Source organism: Kitasatospora sp. NPDC058444 (assembly GCF_042721415.1).
In the GTDB taxonomy this organism is placed as follows: domain Bacteria; phylum Actinomycetota; class Actinomycetes; order Streptomycetales; family Streptomycetaceae; genus Kitasatospora.
Genome location: NZ_JBHXLL010000006.1, coordinates 61,915 through 83,115, shown reverse-complemented (window position 1 = coordinate 83,115; position 21,201 = coordinate 61,915). Strand labels below are relative to the sequence as shown.

At 75.0% G+C, this 21,201-nt stretch carries 21 protein-coding genes; 14 read left to right on the top strand and 7 right to left on the bottom strand.

The window, feature by feature from the left end; translation table 11 throughout:
- Positions 1–97: 97 nt before the first annotated feature.
- The 4 genes from ACFWP2_RS09495 to ACFWP2_RS09480 form a co-directional block, all read right to left on the bottom strand.
- On the bottom strand, positions 98–775 hold the full coding sequence (locus ACFWP2_RS09495) for a 4'-phosphopantetheinyl transferase family protein (protein ID WP_380449694.1): 678 nt from the start codon (positions 773–775) through the stop codon (positions 98–100).
- Entirely contained in the window at positions 772–1,557 is a 786-nt protein-coding gene (locus ACFWP2_RS09490) for a hypothetical protein (RefSeq protein WP_380449692.1), read from the bottom strand. Before ACFWP2_RS09490 ends, ACFWP2_RS09495 begins: the two co-directional genes overlap by 4 nt.
- Before the next feature lie 4 nt (positions 1,558–1,561).
- Complete coding sequence (locus ACFWP2_RS09485) at positions 1,562–1,852, bottom strand: phosphopantetheine-binding protein (RefSeq protein WP_049653836.1); 291 nt, start codon at positions 1,850–1,852, stop codon at positions 1,562–1,564.
- A gap of 148 nt (positions 1,853–2,000) precedes the next feature.
- Positions 2,001–2,933: a 3-oxoacyl-[acyl-carrier-protein] synthase III C-terminal domain-containing protein gene (locus tag ACFWP2_RS09480; protein WP_380449690.1), complete on the bottom strand. Its 933-nt coding sequence runs from the start codon at positions 2,931–2,933 to the stop codon at positions 2,001–2,003.
- 142 nt (positions 2,934–3,075) lie between these two features.
- On the opposite strand from ACFWP2_RS09480, the gene ACFWP2_RS09475 reads away from it, so the two are divergent.
- The 4 genes from ACFWP2_RS09475 (at position 3,076) to ACFWP2_RS09460 (ending at position 6,509) form a co-directional block, all read left to right on the top strand.
- Positions 3,076–3,375 (top strand): hypothetical protein, encoded by a 300-nt coding sequence (locus ACFWP2_RS09475; RefSeq protein ID WP_380449688.1) that lies wholly within the window; start codon positions 3,076–3,078, stop codon positions 3,373–3,375.
- Positions 3,372–4,517, top strand: coding sequence for a glycosyltransferase (locus tag ACFWP2_RS09470; RefSeq protein WP_380449686.1), 1,146 nt, complete (start codon positions 3,372–3,374; stop codon positions 4,515–4,517). Before ACFWP2_RS09475 ends, ACFWP2_RS09470 begins: the two co-directional genes overlap by 4 nt.
- A gap of 204 nt (positions 4,518–4,721) precedes the next feature.
- A complete protein-coding gene (locus ACFWP2_RS09465; RefSeq protein ID WP_380449684.1) occupies positions 4,722–5,705 on the top strand; it encodes an ATP-binding cassette domain-containing protein in 984 nt (327 codons plus the stop codon).
- 39 nt (positions 5,706–5,744) lie between these two features.
- Positions 5,745–6,509: an ABC transporter permease gene (locus ACFWP2_RS09460; RefSeq protein ID WP_380449682.1), complete on the top strand. Its 765-nt coding sequence runs from the start codon at positions 5,745–5,747 to the stop codon at positions 6,507–6,509.
- Between the two features lie 246 nt (positions 6,510–6,755).
- On the opposite strand, the gene ACFWP2_RS09455 is transcribed toward ACFWP2_RS09460, so the two are convergent.
- The 3 genes from ACFWP2_RS09455 to ACFWP2_RS09445 form a co-directional block, all read right to left on the bottom strand.
- The gene (locus ACFWP2_RS09455) at positions 6,756–7,691 is read right to left on the bottom strand and encodes an alpha/beta hydrolase (RefSeq protein ID WP_380449680.1); all 936 of its coding nucleotides are present in this window, start codon (positions 7,689–7,691) and stop codon (positions 6,756–6,758) included.
- Positions 7,692–7,717: 26 nt separating this feature from the next.
- Entirely contained in the window at positions 7,718–8,494 is a 777-nt protein-coding gene (locus ACFWP2_RS09450; protein WP_380449678.1) for a class I SAM-dependent methyltransferase, read from the bottom strand.
- A 121-nt stretch (positions 8,495–8,615) separates the two neighbouring features.
- Positions 8,616–9,716: an alpha-hydroxy acid oxidase gene (locus ACFWP2_RS09445; protein WP_380449676.1), complete on the bottom strand. Its 1,101-nt coding sequence runs from the start codon at positions 9,714–9,716 to the stop codon at positions 8,616–8,618.
- A 179-nt stretch (positions 9,717–9,895) separates the two neighbouring features.
- Here ACFWP2_RS09445 and ACFWP2_RS09440 point away from each other — a divergent pair, with 179 nt between their 5' ends.
- The 10 genes from ACFWP2_RS09440 to ACFWP2_RS09395 all read left to right on the top strand — a co-directional run bounded on the left by ACFWP2_RS09440 (position 9,896) and on the right by ACFWP2_RS09395 (position 21,174).
- On the top strand, positions 9,896–11,350 hold the full coding sequence (locus ACFWP2_RS09440) for a class I adenylate-forming enzyme family protein (RefSeq protein WP_380449674.1): 1,455 nt from the start codon (positions 9,896–9,898) through the stop codon (positions 11,348–11,350).
- Between the two features lie 111 nt (positions 11,351–11,461).
- Positions 11,462–11,737, top strand: coding sequence for a phosphopantetheine-binding protein (locus ACFWP2_RS09435; RefSeq protein ID WP_380449672.1), 276 nt, complete (start codon positions 11,462–11,464; stop codon positions 11,735–11,737).
- Positions 11,734–12,000 carry an acyl carrier protein gene (locus ACFWP2_RS09430; RefSeq protein ID WP_380449670.1) on the top strand — a complete coding sequence of 89 codons (267 nt, stop codon included), beginning with the start codon at positions 11,734–11,736 and terminating at the stop codon, positions 11,998–12,000. The genes ACFWP2_RS09435 and ACFWP2_RS09430 overlap by 4 nt, the downstream gene beginning before the upstream one ends.
- Before the next feature lie 50 nt (positions 12,001–12,050).
- Positions 12,051–13,154 (top strand): beta-ketoacyl synthase N-terminal-like domain-containing protein, encoded by a 1,104-nt coding sequence (locus tag ACFWP2_RS09425; protein WP_380449668.1) that lies wholly within the window; start codon positions 12,051–12,053, stop codon positions 13,152–13,154.
- An 11-nt stretch (positions 13,155–13,165) separates the two neighbouring features.
- Positions 13,166–13,732 (top strand): beta-ketoacyl synthase N-terminal-like domain-containing protein, encoded by a 567-nt coding sequence (locus tag ACFWP2_RS09420; RefSeq protein ID WP_380449666.1) that lies wholly within the window; start codon positions 13,166–13,168, stop codon positions 13,730–13,732.
- Positions 13,733–13,951: 219 nt separating this feature from the next.
- Entirely contained in the window at positions 13,952–15,568 is a 1,617-nt protein-coding gene (locus ACFWP2_RS09415) for a class I adenylate-forming enzyme family protein (protein WP_380449664.1), read from the top strand.
- Positions 15,565–16,839 carry a beta-ketoacyl-[acyl-carrier-protein] synthase family protein gene (locus tag ACFWP2_RS09410; protein WP_380449662.1) on the top strand — a complete coding sequence of 425 codons (1,275 nt, stop codon included), beginning with the start codon at positions 15,565–15,567 and terminating at the stop codon, positions 16,837–16,839. Before ACFWP2_RS09415 ends, ACFWP2_RS09410 begins: the two co-directional genes overlap by 4 nt.
- 182 nt (positions 16,840–17,021) lie before the next feature.
- On the top strand, positions 17,022–19,022 hold the full coding sequence (gene hppD / locus ACFWP2_RS09405; RefSeq protein ID WP_380449660.1) for a 4-hydroxyphenylpyruvate dioxygenase: 2,001 nt from the start codon (positions 17,022–17,024) through the stop codon (positions 19,020–19,022).
- A gap of 143 nt (positions 19,023–19,165) precedes the next feature.
- Entirely contained in the window at positions 19,166–20,179 is a 1,014-nt protein-coding gene (locus tag ACFWP2_RS09400) for a thiamine pyrophosphate-dependent dehydrogenase E1 component subunit alpha (RefSeq protein WP_380449929.1), read from the top strand.
- The gene (locus ACFWP2_RS09395; protein ID WP_380449658.1) at positions 20,176–21,174 is read left to right on the top strand and encodes an alpha-ketoacid dehydrogenase subunit beta; all 999 of its coding nucleotides are present in this window, start codon (positions 20,176–20,178) and stop codon (positions 21,172–21,174) included. The genes ACFWP2_RS09400 and ACFWP2_RS09395 overlap by 4 nt, the downstream gene beginning before the upstream one ends.
- Positions 21,175–21,201 lie beyond the last annotated feature (27 nt).

Below are 21,201 nucleotides of genomic sequence, written 5' to 3'. Positions count from 1 at the left end.
GAGGGCCCGGGGAGGACTCGGCGGGGGGGGTGATCGGGACGCTACCAGCGCCCTCGCAGACTGGTCCGGACCAAACCACGCCGGATCGGCCTTCCCATCAAGTCCGATTCCATTCACGGACGTTGACATGAATCGACGATTCTCCGAGGACCGCGACGGCCGCTCGGAACGGCCCCGCGACGGGAACGTCGCAGAGTCGGGACGGGCCGGCACCGAGCCCGCCCGGATCGGCCACCAACACCGGTGACGAACCGGCGACGGGCACGCCGAAGGACTGCGCGAGCCGCCCGCCGTACGCCTTGACGCAGGCCTCGCGGCGACACCAGAGCATGGTGAACCGCGCCGCCCGCTCGGCCGGATCGACCGGCTCGGCGACGAACCGCGCCTCCTCGAACGGGAACCAGCGGGCGGCCATCCGCTCGGCCGTCCGCGGCTCGTGGAGCCGCTCGACGTCGACGCCGACCGCCCGCCCCTCGGCGAGGGCCAGCACCGCGACCTCGCCCGAGGCCGACCAGCTGACCCGCAGCCCGCCGGCCCCCGCCGGCTCGGGCTTGCCGTTCGGCCCGTAGCGCCAGACCGGTTCGGTCGGGTGGACGCCGAGCCGGGCGGCGACCAGCTGCCGGACGGCGCCGCGCACCACGGTGAAGCGCTCGCGCAGCCCGGGGTCCGCCCGGGACGCCCGGGCCCGCTCGTCCGGGTCGAGCAACCGCCACAACTCGGCTATGGAATCTGCTGGTTGACGCGTGTCGATCAGCCAGAGGTCGATCGCCGTCACGGCAGGGCGAGCGTGCTCAGCACGCCGAGCCGCCGGTCGTACCCGGCCAGCAGCGCGGGCCGCCCGTCCGCCCGCCACCGCGGGAGGTGTTCGGCCAGCTCCGCCCAGAGCCCGGTGAACGGCTGGGCCGGTGGGGGTTCCTCCGCATCGAAGCCCGGGCCGAGCAGCAGCGCCGCCTCGGGCCCGAGCCCGTCGGCCTCGGCCCGGGCCGTCTCCGCCGGGGAGACCGCGCCCCGGGTCTGCCGGACGGCCAGGCCCTCCCCCGGGGCCTCCTCGCAGACCAGCACCACCACCGCGTGCCGGTCCGGCAAGGGCACCGGTCCTGGTGGTTCGTAGTGCAGTGCGGTCTGTTCGGCGAGCACCACCACGGCCCGGCGGCAGGCGCCGGTGCGCTGGTGACCGGCGGCCAGCCGCAGTGCGGTGAAGGCCGCCGCGCCGCCCTGGTCGCAGACCGCGAAGGCGAGCGGGCTGCCGGGGACGGACCGGCTGAGCGCCAGCGAGGACGGCGCGCCGGGCCGGACGTCCGGGGTGTCGAAGGCCAGGATCAGCAGGTCGGCGGGTTCGTCCTCGGCGAGCGCCTCGCGCAGCACTCCGGCGGCCAGCTCCTCGTAGGAGTGGCCGACGCCCGTGCCCAACAGGTCCTCGCGCAGCGGCAGGCCGTAGGGGCGGACGAGGTCGGAGACGAAGACCCGCAGGTCCGGGTCGAGCGAGGTCTCCGAGCGGCCGTCGAACCGGCGGGCCAGCGCCCGGGTGATCCGCAGGCCGGTGGAGCCGGGGGCCATCCGGTCAGTCCTCGGGGATGACGTGCCCGGCGACGTAGTCGGCCAGCCTGGTGACCGACCGCAGGTCGTCCTCGGTGATCTGCTCGACGTCCACCTGGATGTCGAGCGACTCCTCCAGCTCCAGGATCAGCTCGATGGTGCCGGCCGAGGTGAGGCCGAGATCGTCGAAGAGACAGGCGTCCTGCGGGATCTCGGGCAGTTCGCGCTTGAGGACGCGCGGCAGGAGCTCGCCGATGCCGTGCAGGATGCGCTCGCGCAGTTCGGGGTCGGTGGTCTGGACCGCGGCTTCTGACATGGGTGTCCCGTCCCGTCGTACGTGGGATGTGCGCTCCGGGGCTTGCAGGTGCCCCGGGGCTCTGGGCTGGTGTGGTGGTGTGACGTGAGGTGGCGCGGCAATCCGGCGTCGCCGTGCGGACGGCGGCCACCGCGGAGTCGGCGGGCCGTCAGTACCGCATCGCCATCGCGGAGAAGGTGGCTCCGACACCGGCGGCGGCGATCAGGTAGTGGTCGCCGCGGCGGAGCAGCCCCCGCGTGGTGGCGGTGTGGAGATTGATGAGGCCGTCCGAGGCGAAACTGTGCCCGACCGACCGCACGTTGTCCAGCACGACTTTCTCGACCGGATAGCCGATCCGGCGCGCGATCATCCGCCAGGAGGCCTGGTTGACGTTGTGCGGCAGGATCGCTGCCAGGTCACAGAGGTCCAGACCGGCCTGGCCCAGGGCGGCCTCGATCGCCTCCACCATCACGTTCGGGTACTCGCGCTGGTAGCGGGCGAGCAGGTCCGGGTCCTCGGCCAGCCGGCCGTCGAACTCCGGGCGCTGGCGCACCACGAAGGAGAGCATCCGGTGGCGCTCGCCTCCGGCGCTGACCAGGCAGGCGGCCGCGCCCTCGGCGAAGATGCCGGTCTCGGGCACCACCTGGGCGTCCTTGGTGAAGGTCTTCTCACCGGTCAGCACCAACGCGAGCGCCGCGGGGTCGGGTTCGGCCGCGAGCAGCCGGCCGGCCAGGTCGATGGCCAGCAGGCCCACCGCGCAGGCGTGGTGGGTCACCGTGAAGGCGTTGGCGTGCGCGAGTCCACGGGCGTCGAGCAGGTCGTGCAGCGGGTTGAGCGGGTGGGGCACCGCCACCGGCATGCTGCGGGCGTGGATCACGAAGCGGATGTCGTGTTCGCGTCCGCGCAGCTCCGGCAGGTTGTCCAGGGCGGCTTCGAGCAGGTCGGGCAGCGTCCCGGCCGGGTCCAGACGCAGCTGGTCCAGGCCGTGGAAGCGGCGGAAGAGACGGAGTTGACGTGGGGTCAGGCCGATGCGCTCGCCCACCGCCTCGATGGGAACGGCGTGCGGGGGGAGGTGAACGGCCACTGCCTCCAGTGCGGTCACGCGGGCTAGTATTCCCACGCCCGCCGGGTCGCACAAGTGATCTCGGGCCCCCTCCGTCGCCGCCGTCCCCCGGAATCCGGTCAACTTCCCTCCGGTGCGGCCGCGTTCACCCCCATGCCGTCGAGCAGGTGGGAGATCTCTCATGCCGAACACTGAACCGCCTTTCCCCGGAGCCCCGTTGAACCCGGAGCTGGTGGCCCTGCTGGTCGAGGTGGCCGGCGCGCCGCCCGGCTGGGCGCGCCACGTCACCCCGCACGCCCGACTGGACGGCGACCTGCTGCTCGACGAGGACGAACTCGCCGAACTGGCGGAGCGGCTGCGCGAGCGCTTCGGCCCGGAGGCCGACCTGGCCGCGCTGCGCGCCGGGCTGAACCTGGCCGCCTTGGAGGCCCTGACCGTCGCCGACGTGCAGCGGCTGCTCCCCGAGGAGGGCCGGCGATGACCCGGTTCCTGCTGGTGATGCCACCGTTGACCGGCCACGTCAATCCGGCCGCGGGCATCGCCGCCGAGCTGGCCGCACGCGGCCACCAAGTCGCCTGGACCAGCACCGAATCGGTGCTGCGCCCACTGATCGGCCCGCAGACCCCGGTGTTCGGCACCGGCACCCGGGCCTTCCGGGCCCAGGGCGGACACGGGCTGGCCGCGCTGCGCTCGCTCTGGGAGGGATTCATCGTCCCGTACGCGCGGTTCACCCTGAAGCCGCTGGACGCGGTGGTGCGGGAGTGGCGTCCGGACGTGCTGCTGGTCGACCAGCACACCCCGGCGGGCGCGCTGATCGCGCACCGGCACGGCCTGCCGTGGGCCTCCTTCGCACCCGGGGCGATGGAACTGGGGCGCCCTTACCGGGCGTTGCCGCAGGTCGAGGGCTGGATGACCGGGCTGCTGCGGGGGCTGTGGGAGCGCGCCGGGCTGCCCGCGGAGGAGTACCTGGACCCACGCTCCTCCCCCGCCCTGGTGCTGGCGACCACCGGTCCGGCGCTCACCGGCTCGACCCCGCCACCGGAGCACGCACTGGTCGGACCGGTGCTCTCGGCGCGGCCGCACGATCCGGACTTCCCGTGGGAGCGGCTGCTGCCCGGCCGGCGGCGGGTGCTGGTCACCATGGGCACGCTGGCCGGCGAGCTGGGCGCGGACTTCCTCGCCCGGTCCGTCCGGGCGCTGGAGCTGTGCGGTGACGAGGTGCAGCCGGTGTTCGCCGCGCCGCGCGAGCTGCTGCCCGAACTCCCCTCCCGGGCCGTGGCGGTGGACCGGGCACCGGTGCTGGAGCTGATGGCGCGCGGCGAGCTGGACGCGGTGCTCTGCCACGGCGGGATGAACACCGTGGGCGAGGCGCTGGCGCACGGCCTGCCACTGGTCACCGCACCGATCCGGCACGACCAGCCGGTCGTGGCCGGCCAGGTGACGGCGGCGGGCGCCGGGCTGCGGGTGCCGTTCGCGCGCGTCACTCCGGCGCGGCTGGCGGACGCGCTGCTGACCGTCCTCGACTCGACGGAGCTCCGGGAGCGGGCGGTGAGGGTCGGGAGCCAACTGCTGGCCGGGGGCGGCGCGGCGGCCGCGGCGGACCGGTTGGAGGCGCTCGGCTGAGCGGCGTCCAGGGCCCGCCTCGCCCCGCGCCGGTCCACCGGCCCCCTCCCCTTAGCAGACCGACGGAGCACACGTCCATTGGTCTAGGCCATTGTTTCCGGGGCGGGGTTCGCCCTAGGGTGTCGCAGCGGCACCGCCCTCCGAAGGTGCCGGGCCCCGCCTTTCCAGGTGCCGTGGCAGCCCATCCCCTCACGGGAGTTCCGGTTGATCGAGACCGCGGGACTGCGCAAGTCCTACCGCAAGAAGACCTCCCGCCGCAGCGGTGAGAACCCCACCGTCGACGCCGTCCGCGGCATCGACCTGTCGGTCTCCGCCGGCGAGATCTACGGATTCCTCGGCCCCAACGGCGCTGGGAAGACCACCACCCTGCGCATGCTGGCCACCCTCATCCGCCCGGACGGCGGCCAGGCCGTCATCGCCGGAGCCGACCTGTTCACCGACCCCGCCGGGGTCCGCCGCCGGATCGGCTACGTCGCCCAGGGCGGCGGAACCACCGACCACGTCAGCGGCCGCGAGGAACTGGTGCTCCAGGCCCGGATGTACGGCGCGGCCAAGGCGCCGGCCGTCCAGGCCGCCGCGGACGCGCTCAAGGCCTTCGACCTGACCGAGTTCGGCGACCGCCCGTGCGGCACCTACTCCGGCGGCCAGCGCCGCCGGGTGGACATCGCGCTCGGAGTGATCCACCAGCCCCGGGTGCTGTTCCTGGACGAGCCCACGGTCGGGCTGGATCCGGCCAGCCGGGCGCACGTCTGGGAGGAGATCCGCCGGCTGCGCACCGAGGGCATGACGGTGGTCGTCACCACCCACTACCTGGACGAGGCCGACGCGCTCTGCGACCGGGTCGCCATCGTCGACCACGGCCTGGTGGTGGCCGAGGGCACCCCCGAGGCGCTCAAGCGCGAGATCTCCGGCGACGTCGTCCTGGTCGGGCTGGACGCCGCGGGGTCCGCGGAGGCGGCCTTCGAGCGGGCGGCCGCGGTGCTGCGCCCGCAACCGTACCTCCACCGGCTGGAGCAGAACGGCGACGAGGGACTGCGGCTCTACCTGGAGGACGGCGCCGCCGCCATCCCGCAACTGCTGCGCGCCCTGGACGCGGCGGGCGTGACACCCGGCACCGTACAGCTCCAACGGCCCAGCCTGGACGACGTGTTCCTGGCCCGCACCGGCCGCTCGCTGCGGCAGCCCTGACCCCGTTCCACCCGGACCCGCACAACCCCTGGGGAGACCGTGAAGCTCGCCCGCGACACCTGGCTGGTCTTCCAGCGCCAGCTCCTGCTCATGATCCGCACCCCGGTCTGGATCGCCGTCGGCATCATCCAGCCCGTGTTCTACCTCCTGCTGTTCGCCCCGCTGCTGAAGAAGGTGCTCGCCCCGGAGGGCGCCAACAGCTACGCCGACGCCTACCAGGTGTACGTGCCGGGCCTGTTGGCGGTGCTGTGCATCTTCGGCGGGCTGTTCACCGGCTTCAGCCTGCTCGGCGAGCTCAGGGCCGGCGTCATCGAGCGCTCCCGGGTGACCCCGGTGAGCCGGCTGGCGCTGCTACTCGGGCGGGCACTGCGGGAGATGGTGGCGCTGCTGGTGCAGGCCGTCCTGATCACCCTGATCGCGCTGCCGTTCGGGCTGCGGGTGAACCCGCTGAACCTGCTGCTCGCCTACCTGCTGCTGGGCCTGCTGGCGCTGATGACCTCGGCGATCTCCTTCGGCATCGCGCTGATGGTGCCGACCGACGCGGCGATGTCGCCGGTGGTCAACACCATCGCGCAGCCGATCGCGCTGCTGTCGGGCGTGCTGCTGCCGCTCACCCTGGCGCCCGGGTGGCTGCAGCAGGCGGCCCGGTGGAACCCCTTCTACTGGGCGGTGGAGGGCATGCGCGCGCTGTTCTCCGGGCACGCCGGGGACAGCGTGGTCTGGCAGGGGCTGCTGGTGGTCGTCGTGATGACCGTCCTGGCGGTGTACTGGTCGGCCCGGCTGTTCTCCACCCGGGTGCGCTGACCGACACCCGCTGACCGCCATTCGACGGAGGGGCCCGGCTCTCGGTGAGCCGGGCCCCTCTGGCGTTCCGCACCGCCCCGTGGCCTGCCGGGGCCTTTCGCGTGGCCTCAGGCCGTCACGTGGCCCGTCACGTGGGCCGCCGGGTTCGGCACGTCCCCGGCAAGCGGGTGGTGGCCTCGTCGCGGGCGGTCATCGCGTCCGGGCCCGGACCGGCCGGGGAGGCGTGCGGGTCGGCCGAGCGGGGGTTCACCGCAGCGCCTCACGCAGACACCCGGCCGCGAAGGCCTGGGCCTCGGCGGCGGCGTCCAGGGTGCCGGTCATGGCGAAGAAGCCGTGCGGCATGCCCTGGTAGCGGCGCAGCTCCACCGGGACCCCGGCGGCGCGCAGTGCCTCGGCGTACTGCTCGCCCTCGTCCCGCAGCGGGTCGTACTCGGCCGTCAGGACGGTTGCGGGCGGCAGACCGGCCAGGGTGACGGCGCGCAGCGGGGAGGCGTACGGGCTGGCGCCGTCGCCCTCGTCGGCCAGGTAGTGGCCCCAGTACCAGGCCACCGAGCGGCGGTTGAACAGCGCCGGGTCGTCGTGGGCACGCAGCGAGGGGGTGTCGGCGCCGTGGTCGGTGTTGGGGTAGACCAGCAGCTGGTGGCGCAGGGCGGGGCCGCCGTCGGCGCGCAGCAGCAGGGTGAGCGCGGCGGCGAGGTTGCCGCCGGCGCTGTCACCGGCCACCGCGAGCCGGTCCGGATCGATGCCGAACTCCTCTGCCTGTAGGACGAGTTGCAGCAGTGCGGCGCGGCAGTCGTGCAGCGCCGCGGGGAAGGGGTGTTCGGGGGCGAGCCGGTAGCCGACGGAGGCGGTGACGCAGCCGACGGCGTTGGTGAGCCGGCGGCAGATCGCGTCGCTGGTGTCGGGCGAGCCGAGCGTCCAGCCGCCGCCGAACAGGTAGAGCAGGGCGGGCAGTCGGCGGCCGGGTGGCTCGGGGCGGTAGAGCCGCAGTGCGAGGTCGCCGCCGGGGCCGGGGATGCGGTGCTCCTCGACGGCGGCGACCGGCTCGGGCGTGCCGGCGGCCGCGCGGATGTCCGCGAGGTCGGCGGCACGGGCCTCGGCGAGGGTGAGGGTGTAGAGCGGCGGGGTACCGCCGTCGGCACGGCGGGCGCGCAGCGCCTCGGCCTGGGGGTGCAGGGGCATGGGCGGATCCGTTCGGTGCGGAGGGCTCAGCGGTCTGCCTCGACGTAGACGGTCTCGTCGGTGCGGAAGGCCGTGTCGAGGTCGGCGACGTCCGGCCGGGTGCCCTGCCGGTAGGCGCACGGACGAATCCTCCCGGGGTCGAAGCCGGCCTGGGTGAGGACATGCCGCAGTTCGTCCAGATCGTAGATCCACTGGTGCCCGAAGTACCGGAAGATCTGGTTCACCAGGAAGGCCGGGCGGGCGGGCATCGGCGGGCCGAAGCCGAGGGTGGTCAGCCGGCGCCGGTGCTTGGCGAGGAAGCCGTCGCCGGTGGCGTAGCCGACCAGGTACCGGGCGAGGTCGGGGGTGGTCAGGCGCAGGACGCCGCCGGGGCGCAGCACCCGGCGGGCCTCGCGCAGCCAGCCGATGGCGACGGGCATGGTGACGTGCTCGATCAGGTGCTCGGCGTACACCCAGTCGACGCTGGCGTCGGCGAAGGGCAGCGGTTGGGCGATGTCGAGCCGGGTGAACCAGCGGTCGCCGTCGACCCGGTAGAGGGTGCCGGGCTCGGCGGCGGTGTCGGGGCTGCGCAGGGTGGCGAGGTCGGTGCCGAGACCCTCCGGGTGGGCGGTCCGGAAGGCGGCGAACTCGATTCCGGTGATGCCGAGTTCGCTTAGGCCCGCGTGGTCGCGCGGTAGGCCGCCGGGGTGCGCTTCGAGCTTCTCGCAGGTGGCGACCTGTTCGCTGAAGGCGTCCAGCCGGGGGGCCAGCCCGTCCGGGTCGTCCCAGTCCCAGCCCGGGAATCGCTCGCTCTGCTCGGTCATGTGTCGGACCTCCTGATGGGAGAACGCGGTTCGGGTGCGGCGCGGTTCAACGGCCGCGCGGGCACGGCGCGGTTCGACGGCCGAGCGGCTACGGCGCAGTAGAACGGCCGCGGGTGCGGTGTCAGCCGGCCGGGCAGGGCCAGGGCGCGAGGACCGTGCGGTCCAGGTCGGCGATCCGGGGGCGACCCAACAGGGCCATGGTGTGCTCCAGTTCCTCGCGCAGCAGGTCGAGCACCCGGTGCACCCCGGCCTCGCCGTCGGCGGCCAGGCCCCAGAGCGCCGGGCGGCCGATCAGGACGGCGCGGGCGCCGAGGGCGAGGGCGATCGCGATGTCGGTGCCGCCGCGCACGCCGCCGTCGAACAGCACCGGCAGTTCGGCGGGAACGGCCTCGACCACTTCCGGGAGTGCCGCCAAGGCCGGTATCGCCCCGTCGAGTTGGCGGCCACCGTGGTTGGAGACCAGGAGGGCGTCGACTCCGTGCTCGACGGCCAGCCGGGCGTCCTCGGCGGTGAGGATGCCCTTGAGGACCAGCGGCAGCCGGGTGCGTTCGCGCAGCCAGGCCAGATCGGCCCAGCTCAGGGTGGGGTCGAACTGCTCGCGGGCGTGCTCGGCGATGCCCGAACTGCCCTCGGCGGCACGGTGGCTGGCGGACATCAGGGACTGTTCCAGGTTGACCGCGCGGACGGCGGGCGGGACGGCGAAGCCGTTGCGCAGGTCGCGCAGCCGGCGGCCGATCCTGGGGGCGTCCACGGTCAGCACCAGCGCGCGGTAGCCGGCCGCCTCGGCGCGTTCCACCAGGGCGGCGAGGACGGCGCGTTCGCGCAGCCAGTACAGCTGGAGCCAGAGCGGTCCGGTGGCGGCCTCGGCGATCTCCTCCAGGGTCCGGCTGGCGAACATCCCGGCGACCAGCAGGGCGCCGGCCCGGCCGGCGGCGCGCGCGGTGGCGGTCTCGCCCTCCGGGTCGACCAGCCGGTGGTAGGCCATCGGGGCGATCCCCAGCGGGATGCGCAGCGGCGCGCCCAGCAGGGTCAGTGCGGGGTCGCAGGCGGAGACGTCGACCAGGGTGCGCGGGCGCAGCGCATGGCGTCCGAACATCTCCCGATTGGCCGTCAGGGTGCGTTCGGCGCCGCTGCCGCCTTCGATGAAATCCCAGATTTCCGGTGGGAGTTGGGCGCGCGCCGCGCGCTCGATCCCGGCCAGCGTGAGAAGTCCCACGGGCATTCCTCGTTCCAGGACGGCCACACGCGGGCCGGTCCTGCTTCGGCAGCGTAGGAGCAACGACCACATTGGTATAGACCTTGATTTGACCAAACGTCTGTGCCATGGTCTGGCCACGGAATCGGCCGTTTGGACTTGTTAACGGCGTTCATGTCAAATCCCCTCACTTGTGTGGAGCCGCGTTGACCGGCTTTTCCCCCTCCCTACTTCCGGCTGCCTTCCCGCCGCACTCCGACACCCCGGACTCCTGGGTCGACCGGTTGCTGCTGGCCGGCCCCGGCGGCGAGGAGTGCCTGCACCTCGGCGCACCGCTCGACCGGGACGCCCTGCGCACCCTGGTCGCGGAGCAGTCCGGCCGACTGGCAGCCGCCGGGCTCGGCCCCGGCGGGACGGCGGCGCTGCGGCTGCCGCCCTCGGTGGCGTTCGTCGCGGTGCTGCTGGCGTGCTGGCGTCTCGGCGCCCAGGTCGCCCTGCTCGACCACCGGTTGACCGACCACGAGGTCGACGCGGCGGTGGCGCGGCTGGCCCCGCAGGTGCTGGTAGGCTCCGCCCATCGCTCCGCGGCGGCCCTGCGCGGCTTCTCCGAAGTCGAGCCGGTGGCCGTGTCGTTGGCGGAGGGGCTCCCGGCCCGCACCGGGCACGCGTTGATCCAGCTCAGCTCCGGATCCACCGGTCCGGCCAAGGTCATCGCCCGCACCGCGGCCGACCTGCTGCGCGAACTCGACTGCTACCGCAGGCTGGTGGAGTTCCCCGGCGAGGGCGAGCGGGTCGTCCTGCTCTCCTCGGTGGTGCACGTGCTCGGCCTGGTCGGCGGGCTGCTCAACAGCCTGCACGCGCGGGCCGCGCTCACCGTGCCGGAGCGGATGACGGCGGCGGGCATCCTCGCCGAGGTCTCCGCGAGCGACCGGCCGACCACCGTGATCGGCGTGCCCTTCCACGCCGAGCTGCTGGCGGGGACGGTCGCTCCCCCGCCACTGCCCCGGCTGCGGCGGATGGTCGTGGCGGGCGAACTCGTCCGCCCGGGACTGCCCGCGCTGTTCACCGAACGCTACGGCGTCCCGCTCGGCACCATGTACGGCATGACCGAGACCGGGGTGATCGCCACCGACCTCTCCGGCACGCTCCACCCCGCGAAGCAGCCCGTGCACGGCATGGAACTCCGCCTGGTGAAGGGAGAGTTGCAGATCGGCGCGGCATCCTCCCCGTACCCCGGGCTGGACGATCCGACCCGCTGGTCGGACGGCTGGCTGCACACCCGGGACGCCGCCGAACTGACCGCCGACGGCCTGGTCGCCGTGCTCGGCCGACTGGACTCCCAGGTCTCGATCGGCGGCCTGAAGGTCGACCTCACCGAGGTCGAGCAGACGCTCACCGCGCTGCCCGGGGTCCGCGAGGTCGTGGTGGTCTTCGACGGCGGCGCGATCGAGGCCTACCTGGCCACCGAACCGGACACCGACCTCGCCACCGTCCAGGACGGGCTGGCCCGCCGCCTGGCCGCCTTCAAGCGGCCGCGCCGGCTCGCCCGACTGGACCGGCTCCCCCGCACCGCCACCGGAAAGCTGCTGCGCGACCCGGCCGCCCTGCGCGAGACCGCGACCGCCGCCCGACCGGCCGCCACCCGACCGGCCGACGACTGACCGGCCGACGACTGACCGGCCGACGACTGACCGCGTTCCACCACCCCGCGGTACGCACCCGGCCGCACCTCGATCCCTTCGCACCACCACCCCGACAAGGAGCCCACCACCATGCAGGACCGCATCCGCGCCTTCGTCCTGGCGGCACTCGCCGAGATGCAGTACGACGTCTCCGAGGTCACCGGGGACACCGACCTCGGCCCGGCCGGACTGGACCTCGAATCGCTCGCGCTCGCCGACCTCTCGGTCCAGGTCGAGGACGAGTTCGGGATCAAGTTCGACCTGGACGAGATGGAGACCACCGCGTTGATGACGCTGGACGAGTTCACCGCCGACGTCGCCCGCCGGATCGACGCCCTCGCCACCACCTCCGGCAGCGCCGCGTGACCGCCTCCCCGCGCCCTGCCGCCCTGCCGGACCGGGCCGAGGTCCTGACCATGCTGGCGGCGTTCGGGCAGCGCGCCGTCGACGCCGTCCCCGAGGACCTCGGCTCGCTCGAACTCACCTGGCTCGTCGCCGAGTTCGAGCAGCGGTACGGGCTCCAGCTGGACCTGGACGACGACCGCTTCGGCGCGGTGCGCACCGTCGACGACGCCACCGAACTGCTGCGCGAGGCCGTTCTCGCCGACCACGCGGGCGCGCGGCCGTGATCCCCGCCGGTACGGGCTCCGGACCGCCGGGCCGGGCAGCCGGCCACCCGGTGGTCACCGGTGTCGGGGTGCTCAGCGCCGCCGGGCGGGGGCTCGCCGCGCTGACCGAGGCCGCCACCCACGGCAAGGCCCTGTTCGGCCCGGTCACCCGCTTCGACGTGAGCGCCCGCCGCACCACCCGGGCCGCGCTGTTCCCCGACACCGTGCCGCTGGCCTGCACCTTTCCGCTGGCCAGGGCCGTACTCGACGCGATCGGCCAGGCCTGCCGACAGGCCGGTCTGACCGCCGCCGAGGGTGCGGGACTGCCGGTGCTGCTCGCGCTGCACAGCGACGAGCGCACCCGCGCGACCGCCGCCGCGGTGGCCGCCGGGGTCCGTTCCGCCTGGGGCGCGCCGGGCGTCACCCGGGTGTACACCAACGCCTGCGTGGCCGCCGCGACCGCCGTCGCCGACGCGGGCGCCCTGGTGGCCGCCGGACGGCACGAGCGGGTCCTGGTCGCGGCCGGGCACCTGGTCGAACCGGGCGTCTTCGCGGTCTTCGACGCCGGACGGGCGCTGGCCCGGGACGGCGAGGCGCGCCCGTTCAGCGCCGGCCGCACCGGCACCCTGCTCGCCGACGCGGCCGCCGCCGTCCTGGTCGAATCCGCCCCGGCCGCCGAGCGGCGCGGTGCGCCCGCCCTGGCCCGGCTGGCCGGCTGGGGCCGGGCCGGGGACGCCCACCACGTCTGCCGCCCGGACCCGGAGGGCGGCGGGGCCGTCCGGGCGATCGGTGCCGCGCTCACCCGCGCGGGGATCGACCCGGCCGAGGTCGGCTACGTCAACGCCAACGGCACCGGCTCCGCGCTCGCCGACCGGGCCGAGGCCCACGCACTGCGGCGGGTGTTCGGCCCGCACACCGACCGGCTGCCGGTCAGTTCCGGCAAGTCCGTGCACGGGCACGCCCTGGAGGCCTCGGCGCTGCTCGAACTCGCCGTCACCATCGGCGCGTTGGACACCGGTCTGCTTCCGGTCAACGCCGGCTGGCTCGGCCCGGACCCGCACCTCGCGCTCGACCTCGTCCTGGACGGCCCGCGGGCCGCCCGCCCCCCGTACGCCCTCAGCCTCAACTCCGCCTTCGGCGGCGCCAACACCGCGCTGCTGCTGGCCCCGGGATGACAGCCACCGCCATGACAACCCCTGCCGACCACACCCACGGACTGCGGATCCTCGCCGAGGCCCGCCGCCCCGCGCCCGGCCTGGACGGGCCCCCGCCACCGCTGCCCGGCTTCGCCGCCTCCGGCTTCAACCCGCTGGTCGCCGACACCGCCGAGCGCTGCCTGCGCGCCCACCACGGCGAGCCGCCCGCCCCCGGGCGCACCGCCCTGCTGCTCGCCAGCGCGAGCGGCGACCTCGACACCGCGCGGGCCATCGAGCGCAGCGCCGAACCCGGACAGCGGACCGGCCCGCTGCTGTTCTTCCAGTCCAACCCCAACGCCGTCCTCGGACACATCGCCGCGCGCTGGGGCCTGACCGGCCCCGTCACGGCGATCAGCCCGGCCGAGGCCGAACCCGGCCGCGTCCCGCCGGAGGCGTTCGAACTCGCCGCGCTGCTGCTGGAGGACGGCGACGCCGACCTGGTGCTGGCCGTGGCCGTCGAGCAGACACCCGACGGGGAGCAGGCCGCCGCCGTCCTGCTCGCCGGGCCGGACACGGTCCCCGGCCCCGCTGAACCCTCCGCCCACCACCGGCCGTAACAACCATCGAGGCCCGGCGCCTGACGAAGCCGCACCCGGCACACCAGCGCCCCCGCCCGAAACCCGCCTCGCCCCGACATCCGCCACCTGCCGCCCGCTGCCAGAGCCGGCCGAGCGGCCGCCCGCACCCGCCGACCGCACCCGCCGACCGCGCGGCCGCCCCGCCACCCGATCAGCCGCCCGGGCCGTCCACCGGCCCCGAGGGAGGGATCCACCCCCGTGACCATCCGCAGCCTCCGCACCCAGCTCGCGGACGACCCCGACGTGGGCGCCGGCAACGTCCTGACCGCCCGGATCGCGCTCGGGCTCGACCTCGACGTTCCGTTGCTCAGCTTCGACACCCCGGTGGACGACCACCCCGCCTGGCAGCCGTTCACCCTGCGCGAGCTGGACCGCGCCGTCCGGGCCCGCGCCGCCGCGCTGCACGGACTGGGCGTCACCCGGCGCGACCCCGTCGTGGTCTACGCGAGCGACGCCGCCGACCACGTGCTCTCCTTCCTCGCCCTGGGCCGGCTCGGCGCCGTCCCCGCACTGCTCAACCCCAACCTGGACGGCGAGCGCGCCGCCCGCTACATCGCCCGCCTCGGCGCGGCGGGCGTCCTCGCCGACCCCGCCCACCTGGCCGCCCTGGCCGGACACGAGCCCGGCGCGCCGCTGCTGCCGGAGATCGCCACCCTCGGCACCGGCGACCCGGACGCCGCCCCCGAGCCGTACCGGCACTGGTCCGGCGACCCGGTGGCGATCACCCACTCCTCCGGCACCACCGGAATGCCCAAGGCCGTCGTCCACTCGCACGCGAGCCTGTACGCCGCGATCCGCCACCGGCTGCGGCTGCCCCGCCCGCAGGGCCAGGACCGGATGCTCAGCGCGCTGCCCGCCCCGCACGCCGCCACCCTGATCGCCGTCAACCTCGCGCTCAGCTCGCACACCGAACTCGCCCTGCTCTCCCGGCAGTCCGGCGACGGCGTGCTGGAGGCGATCGAGCGGTGGCGCCCCACCGGGGTGGTCGGCTTCGCCGCCACCTGGGCCGACCTCGCCCGCCACGACCTCACCGCCCGCGACCTGACCTCCGTCGCACTCTGGTGGAACACCGGCGACTGCGCCCACGAGGTGCACATCCGCCGCCTGATCGCCACCGGCAGCCGGGAGACCGTCACCCGGGCCGGCCGGACCCGGCAGCCCGGCTCGCAGTTCGTGGACGGCCTCGGCTCCACCGAGATGGGCCACTCGCACTTCTTCATCACCCACGGCCCCGGCACCGAGCGCTACGGCCGCTGCGTCGGCCGCCCGCACGCCTTCGTCGACTGCGAGGTGGTCGGCCCGGACGGCGAACCGCTCGGCCCCGGCGAAGTCGGCGAACTCGCCACCGCCTCACCCACCTTGGCGCTCGGCTACTGGAACGACTCGGCCACCACCTTCCGCACCCGGCTGCGCGGCCGCTTCCTCACCGGGGACCTGATGTACCGGGACGAGGAGGGCTACTACTACCACGTGGACCGGGCCGTCGACTCGGTGGAACTCGGCGACGGCAAGCGGCTGTTCACCGCCATGTCGGAGGAGCGGGTGCTGGCCGCCTGCCCGGACGTCCTGGACTGCACGGTGGTCGCGGTACGGGACGGCGAGCGCGTCGTCACCGACGTGCTGCTGCTCCTCGCCGCGGACGCCGACCCGGCCGCGGACCGCACCGGGGCGGTCGTCGCCGCCCTGGACGAGGCCGCCGCCGCGACCGTCCGCAAGGTGCTGGTGGTCTCCCCCGACGACATCCCGCTCGGCCCGACCGGCAAGGTCCGCAAGGTCCTGCTGCGGGAGACCCACCTCGCGGCGGTGGGCGCATGAGCGAGCGACACAGGACAGGTCCGCGGCCCGGTGCCGTCGTCACAGGCATCGGCCTGGTCTCCCCGCTCGGCCGCGAGCCCGCCGAGGTGTTCGAGGCGCTGGTCGCCGGCCGCTCCGGCCTGCGGGCCGTCCCCGAGGGTCACCCCGCGCACGGCTGGCTGCCCGCCGCCGGGATCGCCCCCGCCGTGGACGGCCGGGAGGTGCTGCCACCCACCGAGACCCGCTGCGTGGACCGCTTCGTGCTGCTCGCCCTGGCCGCCGCCGACGACGCGCTCGCCGACGCCGGCCTGGCCGTCGGCCGGGACTCCGACCCGCACCGCACCGCCGTGGTCCTGGCCACCGGCGGCGGTGGGCTGGAGACCTTCGAGCAGCAGTCGCACCGCCGGCTGGAGCGCGGCCGGCCCGGCGTCAGCCCGTACCTGTTGCCCGGGATGCTCTCCAACATGGCCGCCGCCCGGATCGCCATCAAGCACGGCATCCGGGGCTACAGCTCCGCCGTGGTGACGGCCTGCGCGGCCGGCGCCCAGGCGATCGCCGAGGGGCTGCGGCTGATCCGGGCCGGCGACGCCGACGTGGTGGTGTGCGGCGGCACCGAGTCCTCGCTGCACCCGACCATCGCCGCCGCCTTCACCAACGCCCGTGCGCTGGCGCAGGGTTGGGACGAACCGGAGCAGGCCAGCCGGCCCTTCGACGCCCGCCGCAACGGCTTCGTGCTGGGCGAGGGCAGCGCCGTCCTGGTCCTGGAGCGGGCCGAGCACGCCGAGGCGCGCGGTGCCGCCGGGTACGCGGACGTCCTCGGCTGGGGCGCCTCCACCGACGCCCACCACCCGACCATGCCCCGCCCCGACGGCACCGGCGCCGCCGACGCGATGCGCGCCGCACTCGCCAACGCGGGCCTGGCCCCGGACGACATCGACTACGTGAACGCCCACGGCACCGGCACCAGGCTCGGTGACGTGGCCGAGACCGCCGCGCTGCACGCCGTCTTCGGCGCGCACCCGCCCGCGGTCAGCTCCACCAAGAGCGCCACCGGCCATCTCCTCGGCGCCGCAGGCGCGTTGGAAGCGGCGGTGACCGCCCTTGCGGTGGCCCGCGGGACGTTGCCGCCGACGCTCAACCTGACCGACCCCGACCCCGCCTGCGATCTGGACCACGTCCGGGGCGCCGCCCGATCCGCCCCGGTGCGCGCCGCGCTGAGCAACGCCTTCGCCTTCGGCGGCCACAACCTCAGCCTGATCCTCGGCCCGGCCTCCACCCGGGCCGCCCGCTAGCGGTCGCCCGCCGGCCGTCACCCGAGTGCCGTCGGTCGCGTGCCGTCGCGTGCCGACGTCCGCGTGCCGTCGACCGAGTGCCGTCACCCGACGGAGATCGCCCGCCGCCCACCGCCGCCCACCGCCGCGCGGCGGCAGCGCGCCGATCCCCGATCCACCGTTCCCTCCGGGGGGAGATCCCGTTGTCCATCCAGACCATCGCCCACGTCGAGTTCCACTGCGCGGACGCCGACAAGACCGCGGCCGGACTCCGCGCCGACCACGGCTTCACCGTCGACGCTCCCGTCACCGCACCGGACGGCACCCGCACCGTCGGGCTGCGCCAGGGCACCATCCGGCTGCGGCTGAGCTCCGCCCCCGACCCGGAGCACCCGGTGGCCGAGTACGTCGCCCGGCACGGGGACGGCGTCGCCGTCCTCGCGCTCGGCTGCGCCGATCCGGCGGCCGCGCTGGAGCAGGCCGAACGGCACGGCGCCCGGGTGCTCGACCGGGCCGGCGCCCTGATCGAGGGCTTCGGCGACACCGCACTGCGCCTGGTGCCGCTGCCGGACGCCGAGCCCACCCCGGAGCCCCGCCTGCTGGACGACCTCGACCACGTCGCGATCTGCCTGCCGGCCGGCACGCTCGCGGACGCCGTGCGGTTCTGCGAGACGGCACTGGGCTTCCGCACGATCTTCGAGGAGTACATCGAGGTCGGCGAGCAGGCGATGGACTCCAAGGTGGTGCAGAGCGCCTCCGGCGACGTCACCTTCACCCTGATCGAGCCCGACACCGACCGCCGCCCCGGCCAGATCGACGAGTTCCTCGCCGCCCACGGCGGAGCCGGCGTCCAGCACCTCGCCTTCGGCACCCGCGACATCGCCCGCGCCGTCCGGACCGCCCGCGAGCACGGCGTGGAGTTCCTGAGCACCCCGGACGCCTACTTCGACGCGCTGACCGGGCGCTTCGGCGAGACGGCCGTCCCGGTGGCCACCCTGCGCGAGCTGCACGTCCTGGTCGACCAGGACCACGGCGGCCAGCTGTTCCAGATCTTCGCCCGTTCGGCACACCCCCGGCGCACCTTTTTCCTCGAACTGATCGAGCGGCAGGGAGCGGGTACCTTCGGCACCGCGAACATCAAGGCCCTCTACGAGGCCGTCGAACGGCACGGCCCCACCGCCGACGGGCCCACCACCGGCGACCGGCCCACGGCCGCCGACCGGCCCGCCGACGACCGGCGCACGGCCGCCGACCGGCCCGCCCCCGCACATCCGAAGGAGGCCCGCCCGATGGCCGCAGCCCCCGAGTTCCGGCTCACCGACGCCGAGCTCGCCCTGCTGCCCACCCCCGAAGAGGTGGCGCACTACCGCGAGCACGGCTGGTACCTCTCCCGCAGGCTCCTCAGCGACGAGGAACTGGACACCCTCCAGGCCGCCACCGAGCTGTACTACGCCGGGCACCGCGACCGCGAGCTGCCCGTCCGGCCACCCCGGCTGGCCTCCTGGCGGCCCGAGGACGGGCCGGTCCAGCGGCACAACGACTACGTGCACTACGAGAGCGACGCGATCGGCGCGATCCTGCGCAAGCCGCTGATCGGCGCGGTGGCCGCGCTGCTCGCCGGAACCGAGGAGATCCGGATCTTCCAGTCGACGCTCATCTACAAGCCCCCGGTGCCCGAGGAGCCCAGCAACCGGGTGCCGTGGCACTTCGACAAGCACTACTGGCAGACCTGCACCTCGGACGAGATGCTCACCGCCTTCATCCCGTTCCACGACTGCCGCGAGGCGAACGGCACCATCACCATGGTCGACGGCAGCCACCGCTGGCGGGAGCTGCCCTCCGGCGAGGACTCCACCCGGCACTTCGCCGACCGCGACCGCTCCGAGCTGGACGGCATCCTGGCCGCCAACGCCGCCCACAACGGGCAGCGGGTGCAGAAGGTGCCGATGCCGATCCCGCGCGGCCACATGTCCTTCCACCACTGCCGCACGTACCACGGAAGCGGCCCCAACCTGGCCTCCCACCCGCGCCGGGCGGTCTCGCTGCACCTCCAGGACGGCGCCAACGAGTACCGCCGCCACGACCGGCCGGACGGCGAGCCGGTGGTCTACAACCACGACGTGCTGGTGCGCCGCACGGAGGACGGCCGGCCGGACTACGCGGACCCGCGGTTCTGCCCGGCGATCTGGCGGGGACGGCCGTGACCGCTCCCGCACGCACCGAGGCCGCCGCGGCCGCCGCCGAGGCCGACAGCGCCGTTCCGCCGGGAGGCGCGAGTACGCAGGTGGGAGGCGCGGGTGCGCAGGCCCGCCCCGCCCCGCTGGACACCCCCGCCGAGCGCTACCGGATGCTGCGGCTGATCCGCGGCTTCGAGGAGCTGGCGCTCGGCCTGGTGAAGTCCGGCGCGATCCCCGGCGGCATCCACCCGTACATCGGGCAGGAGGCCGTCGCGGTCGGCGTCTGTTCGGCGCTCGGCCCGGGCGACCGGCTCACCAGCACCCACCGCGGCCACGGCCACGTCCTCGCCCGGGGCACCGCTCCGCACCGGTTGCTCGCCGAGCTGCTCGGGCGGGTCGACGGGTCGAACGGCGGCCGGGGCGGCTCCATGCACGCCGCCGACTTCTCGCTGGGCATCCTCGGCGCCAACGGCATGGTGGGCGCCGGCGCCCCGATCGCGGTCGGCGCCGCCTGGGCGGCGGCCCGGGCCACCGCTTCCCCCGAACGGTCGGCGGCCGACCGGGTGACCGCCGACGGTTGCGCTGCCGGGCGGCCCGATCCCGGCCGGACACCGGTCGCGGTGGCCTTCTTCGGCGACGGCGCACTCAACCAGGGCGTCCTGCTGGAGTCACTCAACCTCGCCGCGATGTGGCGCCTGCCGGTGCTGTTCGTCTGCGAGGACAACGGCTACGCCACCACCCTGCCCGCCGCCACCGCCGTCGCCGGCAGCGCCACCGGCCGGGCCGCCGCCTTCGGCATCCCCGCCGAGGAGGTGGACGGGATGGACACCGAGGCCGTCCGCGCCGCCGCGCTGCGGGCCGTCGAGCGCGCCCGCGCCGGCCGCGGCCCCGGCTTCCTGGCCTGCCGCACCTACCGCTACGAGGGCCACCACACCATGGAGCGCCGGATGAAGCTGCGCTACCGCTCCCCGGAGGAGGTCGAGGCCTGGCGCGAGCGCGACCCGCTCCCCCGGGCCGCCGCCCTGCTCGACCCCGCGACGGTCGCCGAGCTGGACCGTGCGGTGGCCGAACAGCTGGCCGCCGCCGAGGAGTTCTCCCTCGCCTCGGCGCACCCGGACCCTGCGGGGGCGCTGGACCACCTGTACGCCGACGGGCTGCGGCCCCGGGCGGGAGCGACACCGTGACCAGGCTCTCGTACACCAAGGCGCTCAACCGGGCGCTGGCCGACGAACTCGCCGCCGATCCGGCGGTCTGCGTCTTCGGCGAGGACATCGGCGCCGGTCTGGCCGGGCCGACCCTCGGCCTGCTGGACCGCTTCGGGCCGGGGCGGATCGTCGACACCCCGCTGTCCGAACAGGCCTTCACCTCGATGGCGGTCGGCGCCGCGCTGGCCGGCCGGCGTCCGGTGCTGGAGTTCCAGATCCCGTCCCTGCTGTTCCTGGTCTTCGAGCAACTCGTGAACCAGGCCCACAAGTTCTCGCTGATGACCGGCGGCCAGGCCGCCGTCCCGCTGACCTGCCTGGTGCCCGGCTCGGGCTCCCGGGACGGCTGGGCCGGGCAGCACTCCGACCACCCGTACAGCCTGTTCGCGCACGCCGGGGTGAAGACCGTGGTGCCCGCCACCCCGACCGACGCCTACGGGCTGCTGCGCTCGGCGATCCGCGACCCGGACCCGGTCGTGGTGTTCGCCCCCGCCGCCGCGATGCCGGTGCGCGAGACCGTCACCTGGGACCTCGTCCCCGTCCCGCTGGGCCGGGCCCGGATCCACCGGCCGGGCACCGACGTCACCGTGGTCGCCCTCGGGCACCTGGTGCACGACGCCCTCGCGGTCGCCGAGGAGCTGGCGCCGAACCTCTCGGTGGAGGTACTCGACCCGCGCACGGTGCATCCCTTCGACTGGCAGTCGCTCGCCGACTCGCTGGAACGCACCGGACGGCTGGTCGTCCTGGACGACTCCAACCGCAGCTGCGGCTTCGGCGCCGAGGTGCTGGCCACCGCCGCCGAGGAGATGCGCCTGATCGCCCCGCCCCGCCGGATCACCCGCCCGGACGGCGCCGTGCTGCCCTTCGCCCCCGCCCTGGACCGTGCCGTCCAGCCCGGCCGCGAGCAGCTGCGGCACGCGCTGGAGCTCGTGATGAAGCCCGTTGACGGCATGAAGGGCCCGTTGACCGCGCGCTGACCCGTCGCTAACGTCGAGCGCCGTAGA

Excerpts from the sequence above, each read along its gene's own strand:
- ACFWP2_RS09450 (WP_380449678.1), bottom strand. The coding sequence starts at position 8,494 with ATGACCGAGCAGAGCGAGCGATTCCCGGGCTGGGACTGGGACGACCCG.
- ACFWP2_RS09445 (WP_380449676.1), bottom strand. The coding sequence starts at position 9,716 with ATGCCCGTGGGACTTCTCACGCTGGCCGGGATCGAGCGCGCGGCGCGC.
- ACFWP2_RS09490 (WP_380449692.1), bottom strand. The coding sequence starts at position 1,557 with ATGGCCCCCGGCTCCACCGGCCTGCGGATCACCCGGGCGCTGGCCCGC.
- ACFWP2_RS09435 (WP_380449672.1), top strand. The coding sequence starts at position 11,462 with ATGCAGGACCGCATCCGCGCCTTCGTCCTGGCGGCACTCGCCGAGATG.
- ACFWP2_RS09410 (WP_380449662.1), top strand. The coding sequence starts at position 15,565 with ATGAGCGAGCGACACAGGACAGGTCCGCGGCCCGGTGCCGTCGTCACA.
- ACFWP2_RS09455 (WP_380449680.1), bottom strand. The coding sequence starts at position 7,691 with ATGCCCCTGCACCCCCAGGCCGAGGCGCTGCGCGCCCGCCGTGCCGAC.
- ACFWP2_RS09485 (WP_049653836.1), bottom strand. The coding sequence starts at position 1,852 with ATGTCAGAAGCCGCGGTCCAGACCACCGACCCCGAACTGCGCGAGCGC.
- ACFWP2_RS09475 (WP_380449688.1), top strand. The coding sequence starts at position 3,076 with ATGCCGAACACTGAACCGCCTTTCCCCGGAGCCCCGTTGAACCCGGAG.
- ACFWP2_RS09470 (WP_380449686.1), top strand. The coding sequence starts at position 3,372 with ATGACCCGGTTCCTGCTGGTGATGCCACCGTTGACCGGCCACGTCAAT.
- ACFWP2_RS09400 (WP_380449929.1), top strand. The coding sequence starts at position 19,166 with ATGCTGCGGCTGATCCGCGGCTTCGAGGAGCTGGCGCTCGGCCTGGTG.
- ACFWP2_RS09420 (WP_380449666.1), top strand. The coding sequence starts at position 13,166 with ATGACAACCCCTGCCGACCACACCCACGGACTGCGGATCCTCGCCGAG.